This window comes from Occultella glacieicola (assembly GCF_004353825.1).
Lineage (GTDB): Bacteria > Actinomycetota > Actinomycetes > Actinomycetales > Beutenbergiaceae > Occultella > Occultella glacieicola.
This window is the reverse complement of the sequence record NZ_SMNA01000015.1, coordinates 36,171-51,140: the sequence shown is the minus strand read 5'-3', so window position 1 is coordinate 51,140 and position 14,970 is coordinate 36,171. Positions and strand designations below refer to the sequence as shown.

At 70.8% G+C, this 14,970-nt stretch carries 14 protein-coding genes; 9 read left to right on the top strand and 5 right to left on the bottom strand.

Translation table 11 applies throughout. From position 1 onward, the window contains the following. The first annotated feature begins 108 nt into the window (after window positions 1-108). Window positions 109-285 carry a hypothetical protein gene (locus EXU48_RS24655; protein WP_165962948.1) on the top strand — a complete coding sequence of 59 codons (177 nt, stop codon included), beginning with the start codon at window positions 109-111 and terminating at the stop codon, window positions 283-285. A 22-nt stretch (window positions 286-307) separates the two neighbouring features. After that, entirely contained in the window at window positions 308-1,294 is a 987-nt protein-coding gene (locus tag EXU48_RS22190) for an aldo/keto reductase (protein WP_133109887.1), read from the top strand. Between the two features lie 18 nt (window positions 1,295-1,312). Here the strand turns inward: EXU48_RS22190 and EXU48_RS22185 are convergent, their stop codons facing one another. Together EXU48_RS22185 and EXU48_RS22180 are read right to left on the bottom strand one after the other, a co-directional pair. Further along, window positions 1,313-2,341, bottom strand: coding sequence for an LLM class flavin-dependent oxidoreductase (locus tag EXU48_RS22185; RefSeq protein ID WP_133109886.1), 1,029 nt, complete (start codon window positions 2,339-2,341; stop codon window positions 1,313-1,315). A gap of 49 nt (window positions 2,342-2,390) precedes the next feature. Further along, window positions 2,391-3,248 (bottom strand): siderophore-interacting protein, encoded by an 858-nt coding sequence (locus tag EXU48_RS22180; RefSeq protein WP_133109885.1) that lies wholly within the window; start codon window positions 3,246-3,248, stop codon window positions 2,391-2,393. 81 nt (window positions 3,249-3,329) lie between these two features. Here EXU48_RS22180 and EXU48_RS22175 point away from each other — a divergent pair, with 81 nt between their 5' ends. After that, a complete protein-coding gene (locus EXU48_RS22175; RefSeq protein ID WP_133109884.1) occupies window positions 3,330-4,172 on the top strand; it encodes an MBL fold metallo-hydrolase in 843 nt (280 codons plus the stop codon). 148 nt (window positions 4,173-4,320) lie between these two features. Here the strand turns inward: EXU48_RS22175 and EXU48_RS22170 are convergent, their stop codons facing one another. Together EXU48_RS22170 and EXU48_RS22165 are read right to left on the bottom strand one after the other, a co-directional pair. Next, complete coding sequence (locus EXU48_RS22170; RefSeq protein WP_133109883.1) at window positions 4,321-6,408, bottom strand: acyl-CoA dehydrogenase family protein; 2,088 nt, start codon at window positions 6,406-6,408, stop codon at window positions 4,321-4,323. After that, window positions 6,405-7,106 carry a TetR/AcrR family transcriptional regulator gene (locus EXU48_RS22165; protein WP_133109882.1) on the bottom strand — a complete coding sequence of 234 codons (702 nt, stop codon included), beginning with the start codon at window positions 7,104-7,106 and terminating at the stop codon, window positions 6,405-6,407. Before EXU48_RS22165 ends, EXU48_RS22170 begins: the two co-directional genes overlap by 4 nt. 125 nt (window positions 7,107-7,231) lie before the next feature. On the opposite strand from EXU48_RS22165, the gene EXU48_RS22160 reads away from it, so the two are divergent. From EXU48_RS22160 to EXU48_RS22135, 6 genes are all read left to right on the top strand, one after another. Further along, entirely contained in the window at window positions 7,232-8,557 is a 1,326-nt protein-coding gene (locus EXU48_RS22160; RefSeq protein ID WP_133109881.1) for an acetyl-CoA C-acetyltransferase, read from the top strand. Beyond that, window positions 8,554-9,900, top strand: a complete 1,347-nt coding sequence (locus tag EXU48_RS22155) for a 3-oxoacyl-ACP reductase (protein ID WP_133109880.1) — start codon at window positions 8,554-8,556, stop codon at window positions 9,898-9,900. The genes EXU48_RS22160 and EXU48_RS22155 overlap by 4 nt, the downstream gene beginning before the upstream one ends. Continuing rightward, window positions 9,897-10,820: a MaoC/PaaZ C-terminal domain-containing protein gene (locus EXU48_RS22150; protein WP_235857203.1), complete on the top strand. Its 924-nt coding sequence runs from the start codon at window positions 9,897-9,899 to the stop codon at window positions 10,818-10,820. The genes EXU48_RS22155 and EXU48_RS22150 overlap by 4 nt, the downstream gene beginning before the upstream one ends. Before the next feature lie 159 nt (window positions 10,821-10,979). Further along, window positions 10,980-12,293, top strand: coding sequence for an ABC transporter substrate-binding protein (locus EXU48_RS22145; RefSeq protein ID WP_133109879.1), 1,314 nt, complete (start codon window positions 10,980-10,982; stop codon window positions 12,291-12,293). Window positions 12,294-12,296: 3 nt separating this feature from the next. Continuing rightward, the gene (locus EXU48_RS22140) at window positions 12,297-13,253 is read left to right on the top strand and encodes a carbohydrate ABC transporter permease (RefSeq protein WP_133109878.1); all 957 of its coding nucleotides are present in this window, start codon (window positions 12,297-12,299) and stop codon (window positions 13,251-13,253) included. A gap of 10 nt (window positions 13,254-13,263) precedes the next feature. Further along, window positions 13,264-14,115, top strand: coding sequence for a carbohydrate ABC transporter permease (locus EXU48_RS22135; RefSeq protein ID WP_407938770.1), 852 nt, complete (start codon window positions 13,264-13,266; stop codon window positions 14,113-14,115). Between the two features lie 7 nt (window positions 14,116-14,122). On the opposite strand, the gene EXU48_RS22130 is transcribed toward EXU48_RS22135, so the two are convergent. Further along, the gene (locus EXU48_RS22130) at window positions 14,123-14,935 is read right to left on the bottom strand and encodes a sugar phosphate isomerase/epimerase family protein (RefSeq protein ID WP_133109876.1); all 813 of its coding nucleotides are present in this window, start codon (window positions 14,933-14,935) and stop codon (window positions 14,123-14,125) included. Window positions 14,936-14,970: the final 35 nt, after the last annotated feature.

Here is a 14,970-nt window from a genome sequence, read left to right as displayed (position 1 = left end):
TGCCGACCTGGCCGCGGTCGAAGCGGCCGGAGAACGCCGTCGCCGCGACCACGAACGCCGTCGCCACGGCGACGACGCTGCGGGTCGAGCCCGCTTAGTCTCACCACCATGAGCCCCCACGACGACCTGACCCGGACCGCCCTGGCGGCACACCTGGGCGCCGACGCCGCCGAGGCCGCGGCCGACGTGCTCGTGGTCGAGACGAGCGGGCACGTCGGCCGCACCCACGACTCAGCCGACGTGGAAGCCATCCGCGCACACCTCTTCGCCAACCTCCTCCCCTAGCAATCCACCAGAAGGAGTCACCATGCACACCCGCACCCTCGGACAGGACCTGCAGGTCTCCGCCATCGGCCTCGGCGCCATGGGCATGTCGCAGAGCTACGGCCCCAACCCCGGCACCCGCGAGGACATGATCGCCGTGCTTCGCGGCGCCGTCGAACGTGGCGTCACGTTCATCGACACCGCCGAGGTCTACGGGCCCTACCTGAACGAGGAACTCGTCGGCGAGGCCCTCGAACCGGTCCGGGCCGACGTGATCATCGCGACCAAGTTCGGCTGGGACATCGTCGACGGGAAGATGTCCGGCACCGACAGCCGCCCGGAGCAGATCCGCCGGGTCGCCGACGCGTCGCTGCAGCGGCTGCGCACCGACGTCATCGACCTCTTCTACCAGCACCGGGTGGACCCGAACGTCCCGATCGAGGACGTCGCGGGCGCCGTCGGCGAGCTCGTGCAAGCCGGGAAGGTCCGCCACTTCGGCCTCTCCGAGGCCGGCGCGGGCACGATCCGGCGAGCCCACGCGGTGCACCCGGTCACGGCGGTGCAGAGCGAGTACTCGCTGTGGACCCGCGACCCGGAGCCGGAGGTGCTGCCGACCCTGGCCGAGCTCGGCATCGGGTTCGTGCCGTTCAGCCCGCTCGGCAAGGGCTTCCTCACCGGGACCGTCGACACGACCACCACGTTCACCGAGGGCGACATCCGCAACCGTGTGCCCCGGTTCGAGGCGGACAACCTCGCCGCGAACGCCGCCCTCGTGGAGCAGATCCGCACCCTGGCGGCCACGAAGGGCGTGAGCCCCGGACAGCTCGCGCTGGCCTGGCTGCTCGCCCAGCAGCCGTGGATCGTGCCGATCCCGGGCACCCGGCGGATCGAGCGGGTCGAGGAGAACGCCGGGGCGACGGCGGTGGCCCTGTCCGCGGACGAGGTCGCCGCCCTGAACTCCCTCACCGTGCGGATCCCGGTGGCCGGGAACCGCTACAACGACGCCGGGATGGCCATGGTCGGGCTCTGACGCGCCGGCCAGGGGTCGTCAGCGCCAGCCGAGTGCGGGGGCGACGTCCGTGAGGACCGACTCCAGGACGTGTGCGTTGTAGTCGACCCCGAGCTGGTTCGGCACCGTCAGCAGCAGCGTGTCTGCCTCGGCGATCGCCTCGTCCCCGCGCAGCTGGTCGACCAGGGCGTCCGGCTCGTCGGCATAGGTGCGGCCGAACACGGCGCGGCCACCGTCGAGCTGGGCGAACTGGTCGGCGCGTTCGCCGGTGCCGAGGAAGTACCGGCGGTCGCGGTCGTCGACGATCGGGAAGATCGACCGGGACACCGACACCCGTGGTTCGAACCCGTGGTCGTGGCGGGCCCATTCACCGCGGTACGCCTCGATCTGCTTGCGCTGCTGGACGTGGAACGGCTCGCCGGACTCGTCGAACTTGAGGGTCGAGGACATCAGGTTCATGCCCTGCTCGGCACTCCAACGGGCAGTGGCGTCCGAGCCGGCACCCCACCAGATCCGTTGCCGCAGACCTTGCGAGTACGGCTCGATCCGCAGCAGGCCGGGCGGGTTCGGGAACATCGGCCGGGGATTCGGCTCGGCGAACTGCTCACCGGCGAGCGCCCGGAGCGCCGCCTCGGTGTGCCGCCGGGCCAGGTCCGCGTCCGTCTCGCCGTCGGCCGGGACGAACCCGAAATGGCGCCAACCGTCGATGACCTGTTCCGGTGACCCGCGGGAGATCCCGAGTCGGAGCCGGCCCCCGGCGATCAGGTCGGCGGCCCCGGCGTCCTCGGCGAACGCCAGCGGGTTCGCGTAGCGCATGTCGATCACGCCGGTGCCGATCTCGATGCGGCTGGTCCGGGCGCCGACGGCGGCCAGCAGCGGGAACGGCGAACCGAGCTGCCGGGCGAAATGGTGCACCCGGAAGTAGGCGCCGTCCGCGCCGACCTCCTCGGCGGCGACGGCGAGGTCGATGCTCTGCAGCAGGGCGTCGGAGGCGGTCCGGACCTCGGAGGTGGGGTGCGGGGTCCAGTGCCCGAAGGAGAGGAAGCCGATGTTCTTGCGTGTGCTCACGCCCGGCTCAACCGTCCGGCACCCGGGCCCTATTCCACTCGCGTGCTTGTCAGGCGTGCGCGGTCTCCTCGGCGTCCACGGCGGCGTTCCACTCCCGCTTGGCGGCCCGCCAGCCCTCGTCGTCGAGGCCGCGGCGCCAGTAGCCGGAGATCGACAGGTCCGCCGTCGGGATCTCGCGCTCGAAGCGCAGGTGGGAGCGGATCTCCCGGACCACGTCCGCGTCGCCGTGCACGAACGCCTGCACCCGCCCGGGCAGGAACTCCAGTTCCCGCACGGCCTCGACCAGCTCCACCCCCGGCGGACGCGGCGAGGTGTCCCGATGGATCCACCGCACCTGCGCCTGCGCGGCGGTCAGCAGCGGCTGCTCCTCGGCCGGGTCGGACACCTCGATGAATGCGCGCACCGGAGCGTCGGTCGGCATCGCCTCGAGGGCGGCCGCGATCGCGGGCAGCGCGCTCTCGTCCCCCATCAACAGGTGCCAGTCCGCTGCGGGATCGGGCGCGTACCCACCGCCGGGCCCACGGAACTGGACCTGGTCGCCCGGCTCGACCGCCACGGACCACGGCCCGGCGATCCCTTCATCGCCGTGGACCACGAAGTCGAGGGTCATCCGTCCGGTCTGGGCGTCCCAGGCGCGGATCGTGTACGTGCGCAGGACCGGCCACTGCTCGGCGGACAGCGTCTCCTTGAGTTCGTCGACGTCGAACGGCTCACGGACGCCGGAGCCGGGTCGCGGCAGCACCAGCTTCACGTAGGCGTCGGTCAGGCCGCTGAACTCGATCGGCAACGGCTCGCCGCCGGGGCCGGAGAGCACCACCCGGCGCATGTGTGGGGTGACGTTCTCGGCGGAGACCACCTCCGCACGGACCGCGGGGCCTCCGCGACGACGCGGCTCTGGCTGGGACATGACCTACTCCTCGACTCGACTAAGGCCACCCTAACCCGGTCTCGGAGTGTGACCGGCCGCGCCTCACGCCACACTGCTGCGATGGACCACGCCGCCGACCCCCTCGAGGTCGCCGAGGGCATCCTCGTGCTCACCTCGCGCACCATGCACACGACCACCACGGTGCTGCACGACGGCCGCGACGCCGTCCTCGTCGACCCCACCTGGCACCCCGACGAGCTCGCGGCCATCGCCGACCTGCTCGAGTCCCGATCGCTGCGGGTGGTGCTCGGCTGGGCGACCCACGCCCACCACGACCACGTGCTCTGGCACGAGCGGTTCGGAACCGGCCCGAGACTGGCCACGACCGCGGCGGCGACCTCCGCCGTCGAGCATCTCGACGAACTGCGTGCCGCCGTCGAGCCGAACCTGCGACCGCTCGCGGGGCTCGTCGAGGGGTACGACGGCGCAGGGTTGCCCTGGGCGGGTCCGGTCGTCGAGGTGGTCGCGCACGACGCGCACGCGCCCGGACACGGGGCGCTCTGGGTACCCGCAGTGGGCGCGCTCGTCGCCGCGGACATGCTCTCGGACGTCGAGATCCCGCTCGCCGGCGAGACCGGGATCACGGCGTACGCGGCGGGCCTGGAGCGGCTTGCGCCCTACGTCGAACAGGCGGCGGTGCTCATCCCCGGGCACGGGCGCGTGGCACTCTCCGGCCCTGCCGGCACGGCCGACTCACCCGCTGCCCGGCTGCGTGCCGACCGGGCCTACCTTGCCTACCTTGCCTACCTTGCCGCGTTGGCGGAGCCGATCGGACCGGCCGAGGGCGCGCGGGACGAGGACCCGCGCCTCGCGACCGGTCCCGCCTGGCTGCGCGAGGAGCACGAGGCCAACGTGCGTGCCGCCCGGGCCGCACCCGCCTCCGACGGGGCGCCGCCGAGGTAGTCGGGTAGCCCTTGAGTCAGTGATCGCGCCGCAACGATTGACTCGGGGCGTCGGCGACAGCCTCGAGGAGCGGGGGCTTGGAGCGAGGGCCGGGAGTGGAGGCGGCACGCCGGGAGGCGCGGGCCGAACCGCCGCGCCGGCCGAGTCGTCAGGCGCTGACCTTGGCCTTCCGCTCGGCCTTCTCCCGGGCCCGGAGTGTCTTCTCGGTGACCGGCTCGTCGCCGCTGGCGCGCTGCTGGCGCTTGTACTCGCGCGCCTGCGCCTGGCGCTCGGCCTCCACGCCGGTGCCGATGGTGGCGCCGATGTGCTTGTCGGTGTAGCCGAACGCCTCCACGAGCTCGGCGGCGTGCACCCGCAGCCGGGGCAGCAGCCGGTTGATGTAGGAGGTCACCGTCTCGGCCCGCTGCGCGGAGATCCGCCCGTGGATCAGGTACCAGGACAGGTTCTTCTCGATCGTCACCAGCCCGAACAGGTCCCGCAGCCAGGTCATCACGCGGAGGGTGTCCTGGTCCTCGATCCGACCCAGCGCCTCGGTGAACGCCTCCCACTGGAGCAGTTCCCCGTGGGCGCGGGCCGCCTCGATGAGCTCGTGCTGGTTGTCGTTGAACAGGTCGGCGCCGACCTCGGGCGAGGCCCCCTTGGCCCCGCGGAGGGCGAGTGCGACGCCCTCGACCATGGTCTCCACGCGGTCCTCGAGAAGTTCCCGCTGGGCCTCGGGGTCGCGCAACTCGCCCGCCGAGCGGGCCTTGGAGCCCCAGTCCTGGATGGACTGGGCGGCCCGGCGCAGCGGGGTCCGGTGCAGCGTCATGTCCACGGCCCGGTCGGCCACGTACCGCACCGCCCCGGCCACGTCCATCTTCGCCATGGACCGGCCGTAGTCGGTGAGCAGCCGCTTGCCGACGAGCTGCAGGAGCACCGTGTTGTCGCCCTCGAACGTGGTGTACACGTCCATGTCCTGGTGCAGCCCGACGAGCTTGTTCTCGGCCATGTAGCCCGCCCCGCCGCACGCCTCGCGGGCGGTCTGGATGGTCTCCATCGCGAGCCAGGTGCTCAGTGGCTTCGACGCCGCGGCGAGGGTCTCGAGGTCCTGACGGTCGGAGTCGGTGTCGAACTCGCCGGAGAACACCTCGTGGAAGCGCTGCAGCAGCTGGTTGTGGGTGAACTGAGCCGCGTAGGTGCGGGCAAGCAGCGGCAGCAGCCGCCGCTGGTGCTGCTGGTAGTCCATGATCACGGTCTCGACCGTGTCGTCAGCGCCGGTGAACTGGCGGCGTTCGTTGCCGTAGCGGATGGCCGTGGCCAGCGCCATCTTCGAGACCGCCACCGAGGCGCCACCGAGCGAGACCCGGCCCTGGACCAGGGTGCCGAGCATGGTGAAGAACCGGCGGCCGGGGCTGTCGATCGGTGAGGAGTACTCACCCTCGGGGGTCACATCGCCGTACCGGTTCAGCAGGTTCGTCCGCGGCACCCGCACGTGGTCGAACGCGAGCCGACCATTGTCCACACCGTTCAGGCCACCCTTGAGGCCGTCGTCCTCACCCTGGACACCGGGCAGGAAGTCCCCGGCGCTGCCGTCGGGGCTCGTCGCCCGGATCGGGGTGTAGAAGGCGTGCACGCCGTGGTTCACGCCACGGGTGATCAGCTGCGCGAACACCACGGCGGCCGTGCCGTGCTCACCGGCGTTGCCGATGTAGTCCTTCCAGGCCCCGCGGAACGGGGTGTTGATGACGAACTCCTGCGTCTGCGGGTCGTAGGTGGCGGTGGTGGCGAGTTCGGCGACGTCCGAGCCGTGCCCGATCTCGGTCATCGCGAAGCAACCCGGGACGGTCAGGTCCATGGCGCCCGGCAGGAACGCGTCGTGGTGGTGGTCGGTGCCCAGGTGCAGGATCGCCGCCGCGAACAGGCCCCACTGCACGCCGCCCTTGATCTGCAGCGACGGGTCCCCGACCACGAGCTCCTCGAACCCGGCGATGTTGCCGCCCGGGTCGTCCGACCCGCCGAGCCGCGCCGGGAACGCACGCTGGATGAGCCCGAGCTCCACCAGGAGCTTGGCCTGCTCGAGGACCCGGGCGCGGTGCTCGGAGTACGGCAGCCCCTCGACCTTGCGGAGGCGCTCGTCCAGCATCCACTCGCGCATCTCGCGGCGGATCTGGGCCCAGCGGCCGTCCACCAGGTCGGCGACCGCCGCCGTGTCGAACTGCAGGCGCTCGGGGGCGGTGGGCTTGGCAGTACTGCTCATGCTTCCTCCGATGGAACTGTCGAGATCCGGGTGATGCCGGGCAGCGGGGCACTCGCCCCGGCCCAGAGCCAGTTGCTGATCAGGACCACGAGACGCTCGGGGTCCAGGCGGTCCGCAGGATCGAGGGCGAGCCAGGACTCGGCCGCTCCCCGCACGAACCCGACCACGCCGGCCGCCCAGGCGTCGGCCAGGCGCGGGTCGGACGTGGATCCGGTCAGGACGTCGCGCAGGGGCGCCGCGACGTAGTCGGTCAGGGTGGTCAGGAAGTCGGACACGTCCGCGTCCGCCCCGGGGGCGCCGTCGCCCGACCGGGTCACGAAGCGGTACACGCTCGTCGACTGCGCGAGGGTGCCGACGTAGATCCCGACCATGGCCCGCAGCCGGTCCCGCGGGCTGCCCGCACCGTGTGCGGCCTCCTCGAAGGCCCCGGACATCTCCGCCAGCACCATCGCCCCGACGGCCGCCTGGAGGCCGGCCTTGTCCGTGAAGTACCGGTACACGATCGACTTCGAGGTGCCCATCTGGGCCGCCAGCTCGTCCATGGACAGCTCCGCGCCGCCGTGGTGCACGGCCCGGCGGGCAGCATGGCACAGTTCGGCCCGGCGCTCGGCCCGGTGGGCGTCCCATCGGCGCGAGCGGCCGTCCGCGTCGGAACCCTCGGGTTCGGCGGGTGTCGTGGCGACTGTGACCCTACTCACGGACTGAGAGTATCAGGTACTGTTGGTAGTAGGCACGCGTCGGGGTCCGGCTTCCGGCCGGGCCACGATCAGAGCACGACCACGACCATCAGTTCCGAGTCGCAACGATCCGAACGAGGAGTTCCATGCCGAACAGGCCGAGCAGTCCCACCCCCCGCCGCGCCGCGGTGATCGGGTCCAACCGCATCCCGTTCGGCAAGGCCGGCGGCGCGTACGCCAACGCCTCCAACCTGGACATGCTCGGCGCCGCGCTCTCCGGACTGGTGGCCCGGTTCCAGTTGCAGGGCGAGCGCCTCGGGGACGTGGCCGGCGGCGCCGTGCTCAAGCACTCCCGTGACTTCAACATGACCCGCGAGGCCGTCCTGGGGTCCGCGCTGTCCCCGCAGACCCCCGCGTTCGACGTCCAGCGCGCCTGCGGCACCAGCCTGGAGACGGTCACGGCCGTCGCGAACAAGATCGCCCTCGGCCAGATCGACTCCGGGATCGCCGCCGGGGTGGACTCGACCTCGGACGCCCCGATCGTGGTCAGCGACCGGCTCCGCGGGACCCTGATCAAGCTGTCCCGCGCGAAGACCATCCCGGACAAGCTGAGGCTGGTCGCCAGCATCCGCCCCGGCGACCTGGCCCCCGTGGCGCCGGACGTCGCCGAGCCCCGCACCGGGCTGTCGATGGGCGAGCACCAGGCGCTGACCACGCTGAAGTGGAAGATCACCCGTGAGGCCCAGGACGAGATCGCGCTGGCCTCCCACCAGAACCTCGCGCAGGCCTACTCCGACGGTCTCTTCGACGACCTGATCACGCCCTACCGCGGTCTGACCCGGGACGAGTCGCTACGCCCGGACACCTCGGCGGAGAAGCTCGCCAAGCTCAAGCCGGTGTTCGGCAAGGGACTCGGTGAGGGCGTTGCGACGATGACGGCGGGCAACTCGACGCCGCTGTCCGACGGCGCCGCGACGGTCCTGCTCGGAACCGACGAGTGGGCCGCCGAGCGGGGCCTGCCGGTGCTCGCGCATGTGGTCGACGCCGAGGCCGCCGCCGTGGACTTCGTGCGTGGCGAGGAGGGCCTGCTGATGGGCGGCGCGTACGCCGTGCCGCGCCTGCTGCACCGCAACAAGCTGGTGCTCGCGGACTTCGACTTCATCGAGATCCATGAGGCGTTCGCCTCCACCGTGCTGACCACGACGGCCGCCTGGGCCGATGAGAAGTTCATGGTGGAGAAGGTCGGCCTGCCCCCGCTCGGCCGGATCAACCCGGCCGTCCTCAACGTGGCCGGCTCCTCCCTGGCGGCCGGCCACCCGTTCGGTGCCACCGGCGCCCGGATCGTCGGCACGCTGGCCACCCTGTTGGCAAGAGCGAAGAAGGACCGCCCCGACGGCGGAGCCGTCCGTGGGCTCATCTCCGTGTGTGCCGCCGGTGGCCAGGCCGTCGCGATGATCCTGGAAGCGGCATGAGCGACGCCTACCTCGAACTCGTGAACTCGGGCATCACCAAGACGCTCGCCACCAAGCTCGGCCTGCCGCGTCCGGCGCACCTGCGCCGCACGGACCCGTCGGCCGTCGACACCCCGCTGGTCCCGGGCCGGACGCTGGTCATCGGCGAGGGGCCGGACACGGACGCGATCGCCCGGGTCCTGCTGGGCTGGGACCTTGACGTGCACCGGAATGCGCCCGAGGGCAAGGTCGGCGCCGTGGTGGTCGTGCTGACCGACCTGACCAGCCCCGAGCAGGCCTCCCAGCGGGTTCGCGCCCTCGGGTCCGTGCTGCGCTCACTGGCTCCGGGCGGCCGCGTCGTCACCGTCTCGCGGGCCGCGGGTCCGGAGGACGAGCCGGCCGTCGCGGCGGTCCGCCACGGCGTGGACGGCTTGCTGCGCTCGGTCGCGAAGGAACTGCGCGCCGGTGCGACCGGCAACGGCGTCGTGCTCGGCGAGACGGTCAGCCCCGACGCGCCCTCCGCCGTCGGGGCCCTGCGGTTCCTGCTGTCCGCCCGCTCGGCCTTCGTGGACGGCCAGTTCGTGCGGGTGAGCACGCCCGACGGCGCCGCACCGGCCGACTGGACGCGTCCGCTCGAGGGCCGGGTCGCCGTCGTGACGGGTGCCGCACGCGGCATCGGCGCGGAGATCGCACGCGTGCTGCACCGCGACGGCGCGCAGGTGCTCGGCGTGGACGTGCCGGCGGCCGGAGAGTCGTTGGCCACCGTGATGAACGAGGTGGGTGGCATCGCGCTGCAGCTGGACATCACGGCCGACGATGCGGCCGAGCGCATCATCGAGCGGGCCCGGGCCCGCTACGGCAGGATCGACGTCGTGGTGCACAACGCCGGGATCACCAGGGACAAGCTGCTCGCGAACATGAAGCCCGAGCAGTGGGACGCGGTCGTCGCCGTGAACATCGAGGCACAACTACGCATGAACGACGTGTTCCTGGCGGCCGACGGGCTGGCACCGGACGGGTTGCGCCTGGTCTCGCTCGCCTCGACGTCGGGGATCGCCGGCAACCGCGGTCAGACGAACTACGGGTTCTCCAAGGCCGCCGTGATCGGGATGACCCGCTCGCTGGCCGGCCGGGTCGCCGGGGCGGGCACCGCGAACGCCGTGGCTCCGGGCTTCATCGAGACCGAGATGACGGCGCGGATCCCCACGCTCACCCGTCAGGTTGCCCGTCGGCTGAACTCGTTGCAGCAGGGTGGGCAGCCGGTCGACGTGGCCGAGGCCATCGCCTTCCTGGCGTCCCCGCAGGCCGGTGGCATCAACGGTGAGGTGCTGCGGGTGTGCGGACAGAACATGGTGGGCCAGTGAGCGGGCGCGAGCACCTCCTCCCGGAGGTCCCGTCCCTGACCTCGCTGTACGGGCAGGCCGTGGCCAGGTCCGCGCGCCTGATGGTGCGCCGACCCGGTCCGCTCGCGGCTCGGCTCCCGGAGGTCGCCTACCGGGTCGACAACGTGCGCGTCGACCAGGCCCAGCTCGCCGCCTACCAGCACCTGCTCGGGGAAGCGGGCACGGACACTCTGCCCGCCGGGTACGTGCATGTGATCGGGTTCCCGGTCGCGGTGGCTGTGATGGCCCGGGAGGACTTCCCGCTACCTCTGATGGGCATGGTGCACGTGGCCAACCGGGTCGAGCAACGCCACCCGGTCCATGCCCAGGACGTGCTGACGGTGCGGGCGTGGGCGCAGAACCTGCGCGCGCACCGCTCCGGCACCCAGGTGGATCTCGTCACCGAGGTCGGCCAGGCCGACGGGCTTGACGTGCTCTGGCGTGGCGTGTCGACGTACCTGGCCAAGGGCAAGCCGATGAAGGGCCTCGCCCTGGTCGAGTCCGCCGAGGGGTCGAAGCCCACCGGAGCGGGCGGGCGCGACCCGGACGCGCCACTACCGCCGATCACGGCGAACTGGAGACTCGGGGCGTCCACCGGCCGCCGCTATGCCGACGTCTCCGGGGACCGGAACCCGATCCACCTGTCCGGGCTGAGCGCGAAGCTGTTCGGGTTCCCCAAGGCGATCGCCCACGGGATGTACACGGCGTCGCGGGCCCTCGCCACCGTGGGGCCGGCCCGCGGGGACGCGTTCGTGTGGGACGTCGAGTTCGCCAAGCCGGTCCTCCTGCCGGGCCAGGTTGCCCTGAACCTGACCCCCACCGAGGGCGGTACCAATTACCTCGGGTGGGACCCGCGCAGCGGCCGCGTGCACTTCTCCGGTTCGGTCCACCCGCTCCCGTGACGCGCCGGCGCCTCGCTCGGAGGCCGTCCGGCTGAAGCGTCCCGGCGAGAGATCGGTTTCCGATCATCGCGCCCGCTCGCTTGTTGTCTCTCGATCCAACGTTGTAACGTGACCGCGCGCACTCGGCCCCTTTCAACGACGAAGACGAGAGACACCCCGATGAGAACAACACGACGTCAGTTCCTCACCATGGCCTCGATGGGGGCCGCCGGCCTCGGTCTGGCCAGCTGTAGCCGCGGCGACACCGGCGACGGAGGCGGGGGTGACGCCTCCGGCGACGGCACCTCCCTGACGTTCACCTGGTGGGGCAACCCGGTCCGCAACGAGAACACCACGAACGCCATCGCGGCCTACCTGGATGAGAACCCCGACGTCTCGATCGAGGCGCAGCCGGGCGAGTGGGCGAGCTACTGGGACCGGCTCGCCACCCAGACGGCCGGCAACACCGCGCCTGACGTGATCCAGATGGACATGGCCTACATCAGCGAGTACGGCGGCCGCGGAGCGCTGCTCGACCTCGACGAGTACGGCCTCGACACCAGCGACTTCCTCGAGGGCACGGCGGACTCCGGCGTGATCGACGGCACCAACTACGGGGTCAACGCCGGAATCAACACCCCGCTCGTGATGGTGAACACCGCCCTCCTCGACCAGTACGGCATCTCGCTTCCGGACGACACGACGTGGACCTGGGACGACTGGCTCGCAATGGCGACCTCGATCACGGACGCCTCGGCCGGCGCGGTGATCGGCACGTCGGCGATCATCTCCAACGACGCGATGTTCAGCGCCTGGCTGCGTCAGCAGGGCAAGGAACTCTTCCTCGAGGGCGCCCAGCTGGGCTTCGAGGTGGATGACGTCACGGCGTGGTTGGAGTTCCAACAGAAGTTCGCCGACGCGGGCGCCATGCCGTCCGCCTCCCAGATCACGGAGGAGTCCTCGGTCGCGTTCGACCAGAGCATGTTCCTGACCGGCAAGACCGGCATGGCCATGTATTGGTCCAACCAGCTGGAGGCGGCCGAGACCGCGAGCGGAGCCGAGCTCACGATCCTGCGCTTCCCGAGCCTCGACGGGGACGCCACGACCCGCAAGGCCTGGTACAAGGCCTCCATGCTCTGGTCCGCCTCGGCCCGTACCGAGAACCCCGAGGCCGCCGTCGCGTTCATCAACTGGCTGATCAACAGCACGGCGTCCGGCGAGGCCAACCTCGCCGAGCGAGGCATCCCGGCCAACCAGGAGGTGCAGGCCCACATCTCGGACCTGCTCTCGGACCCGCAGCAGCGGGTCGCAGCGTTCATCTCGGAGATCGAGCCCGAGCTCGGCGACACCCCGATCGCACCCCCGCCGGGCGGTGGCCAGTTCGGTGCCCTCCTGCTCCGTTACGCCACCGAGATGTTGTTCGGGAACTCCACGGCGGCGGAAGCCGCCAGCGGCTTCTACGACGAGCTGACCGCCGCGGTCTCCGGGTCCTAACCCGTGAGCGCGCTCGGGGAACTCTCAAAGCTCAAGACGGGCGGGCACCAGACACCGGAGCAACGTGCGGCCCGTCGCAAGGAGGCGTCGCGGGACAACCGGGCCGGCTATGCCTTCCTGGCGCCCTGGCTGGTGGGCCTGTTCGCGTTCACGATCGGCCCGATGCTCGCGTCCCTCTATCTCTCGTTCACCGACTACAACCTGATCCAGTCCCCGAACTTCACCGGTTTCGACAATCTCGTGCGGATGCTCGGGGACGAGCGGCTGCACACCTCGCTTCGGGTGACCTTCACCTACGTGCTCGTCGGGGTGCCCCTGCAGCTCATCGTGGCCCTCGGGATCGCGCTCCTGCTGAACAAGGGGATGCGGGGACTGCCGTTCTACCGGTCGGTGTTCTACCTGCCCTCGATGCTCGGCGGTTCGGTCGCCATCGCCCTGCTCTGGCGGCAGATCTTCGGCACCGACGGCCTGATCAACCAAATGCTTCGCGCGTTCGGCGTGGACGCCACCATCGGGTACGTCTCGCATCCCGACTACGCGCTCTGGGCGCTGATCCTGCTGCACGTGTGGACGTTCGGATCCCCCATGGTGATCTTCCTCGCCGGGCTCCGGCAGATCCCGACGATGTACTACGAAGCCGCCGCGCTGGACGGTGCCAACAAGCGCAACCTCTTCCTGAGGGTCACCCTGCCGCTGCTCTCGCCGATCATCTTCTTCAACCTCGTGCTGCAGATCATCGGCGCGTTCCAGTCCTTCACGCAGGCCTACATCGTCTCCGGTGGGTCCGGCGGCCCGTCGGACTCGACACTCTTCTACACGCTCTACCTGTACGAGCGCGGGTTCACGAACTTCCAGATGGGCTACGCCTCCGCCATGGCGTGGCTGCTCCTCGTCATCATCGCCGCCTTCACCGCGATCAACTTCTTCGCCGCCAAGTATTGGGTGTTCTACGATGACTGACGTCGATTCCATGGCCGGGCCACGGCCCGATGCGGCCAGCCGTCTGCGCTCGGCGGGCAAGCACGCCCTGCTGATCGCCGCCAGCCTGGTGATGATCTATCCGCTCGTCTGGATGCTCGTCAGTTCCCTACGACCCACCGAGGTCATCTTCCGGACCCCGGGCCTGTGGCTCAACGAGCTCTACCTGGACAACTACATCGAGGGCTGGACGGCGCTGGCCCGCCCGTTCGACTGGTACATCGTCAACTCGGGCATCGTGGTCGCCGGGGCGGTCATCGGGAACCTGCTGTCCTGCTCGCTCGCGGCCTACGCATTCGCCCGGCTGAAGTTCCGGCTCCGTACGCTCTGGTTCGCGATCATGCTGATGACGATCATGCTGCCGTTCCACGTCGTGATCGTGCCCCAGTACATCGTGTTCAACACGTTCGGCATGGTGAACACGTTCCTCCCGCTGGTGCTGCCGAAGTTCCTCGCGACCGACGCCTTCTTCGTGTTCCTCATGGTCCAGTTCATCCGGGGCATCCCCCGCGAGCTGGACGAGGCGGCCCGGATCGACGGCTGCGGGCACTTCCGCATCTTCTTCCGGATCATCATCCCGTTGATGGTGCCGGCCCTGGCGACGGCCGCGATCTTCACGTTCATCTGGACCTGGAGCGACTTCTTCACGTCGCTGATCTACCTGACCGCCCCGGACATGTACACGGTGCCGCTGGCCCTGCGGTCCTTCCTGGACGCGACCTCGGGCAGCAATTGGGGAGCGATGTTCGCCATGTCCATCGTCTCGCTGGTACCGCTGTTCCTGGTGTTCCTGTTCGGTCAGAAGTACCTGCTCCAGGGCATCGCCACCACCGGCGGCAAGTAGCCGGACCTCAGTTCGCCGGGACCGCCCTCGCCGCATCGAGCTCACGCAGGTGGGCGAGGGCCCCGGCGAGTTCCGGCCCGAGATCGGTGAAGTGGCACTCCACGCTCACCGGGCCGGTGTAGCCGCCCGCCCGCAGCGCGTTCAGGAACGCCGGCAGCGGCCAGTCCCCCTGCCCGGGTGGGGTGCGGCCGGAGTCGGCGATGTGGGCGTGCCCGATCCGCGCGCCCTGCTCCCGGACGACGGCCAGGTCCTCGCCCGCGGTCATGATGTGGAACAGGTCCGCCACCACCTGGACGTCGGTGATGGCGAACTCGTCCAGGAACGCCACCGCCTCGGCGATCGAGTTGATCATGTTCGTCTCACCGGTGTGCAGGGGCTCGAGCAGCACTCGCAGCTGATGCCGGGCGGCGACGTCCCGCGCACGGGTCAGCACGCGGGCCAGCAGCGCCCTCGCCACGGCGACGTCGACGCCGTCGGGCCGGTTGCGGGCGGCGCCGCTGCCGAACACGATCTTCGCGCCGGGCCGGGCCGCCGACGCCACGACGGCCATCGCCGCCTCCAGATAGGCGTCGATCTCCTCGACCGGGAAGTCCGGATCCGCGAGGCGCAGGTCGCGCGGGAACAGGATCGCGAAGGACGGGCTGGGGTCGCCGTCGTAGTGCGGCGAGCGCATCCAGCCACCGGAGGGCGCCGGCACCACCAGGTTGCCCACGATCGTGGGCTCCACGTAGTCCGCGCCCGCGGCCCGGGCGGCTGCGACGCCGTCGGTCCCCACGATGACTCCGAACTCGGTCGCTGTGTCCGTTCCAGGGTTTGCCATGCCCCGATCCTTCCCGAAACCGCGGGCCCACGCAC

Excerpts from the sequence above, each read along its gene's own strand:
- EXU48_RS24655 (WP_165962948.1), top strand. The coding sequence starts at position 109 with ATGAGCCCCCACGACGACCTGACCCGGACCGCCCTGGCGGCACACCTG.
- EXU48_RS22190 (WP_133109887.1), top strand. The coding sequence starts at position 308 with ATGCACACCCGCACCCTCGGACAGGACCTGCAGGTCTCCGCCATCGGC.
- EXU48_RS22180 (WP_133109885.1), bottom strand. The coding sequence starts at position 3,248 with ATGTCCCAGCCAGAGCCGCGTCGTCGCGGAGGCCCCGCGGTCCGTGCG.
- EXU48_RS22175 (WP_133109884.1), top strand. The coding sequence starts at position 3,330 with ATGGACCACGCCGCCGACCCCCTCGAGGTCGCCGAGGGCATCCTCGTG.
- EXU48_RS22170 (WP_133109883.1), bottom strand. The coding sequence starts at position 6,408 with ATGAGCAGTACTGCCAAGCCCACCGCCCCCGAGCGCCTGCAGTTCGAC.
- EXU48_RS22160 (WP_133109881.1), top strand. The coding sequence starts at position 7,232 with ATGCCGAACAGGCCGAGCAGTCCCACCCCCCGCCGCGCCGCGGTGATC.
- EXU48_RS22155 (WP_133109880.1), top strand. The coding sequence starts at position 8,554 with ATGAGCGACGCCTACCTCGAACTCGTGAACTCGGGCATCACCAAGACG.
- EXU48_RS22145 (WP_133109879.1), top strand. The coding sequence starts at position 10,980 with ATGAGAACAACACGACGTCAGTTCCTCACCATGGCCTCGATGGGGGCC.
- EXU48_RS22135 (WP_407938770.1), top strand. The coding sequence starts at position 13,264 with ATGGCCGGGCCACGGCCCGATGCGGCCAGCCGTCTGCGCTCGGCGGGC.
- EXU48_RS22130 (WP_133109876.1), bottom strand. The coding sequence starts at position 14,935 with ATGGCAAACCCTGGAACGGACACAGCGACCGAGTTCGGAGTCATCGTG.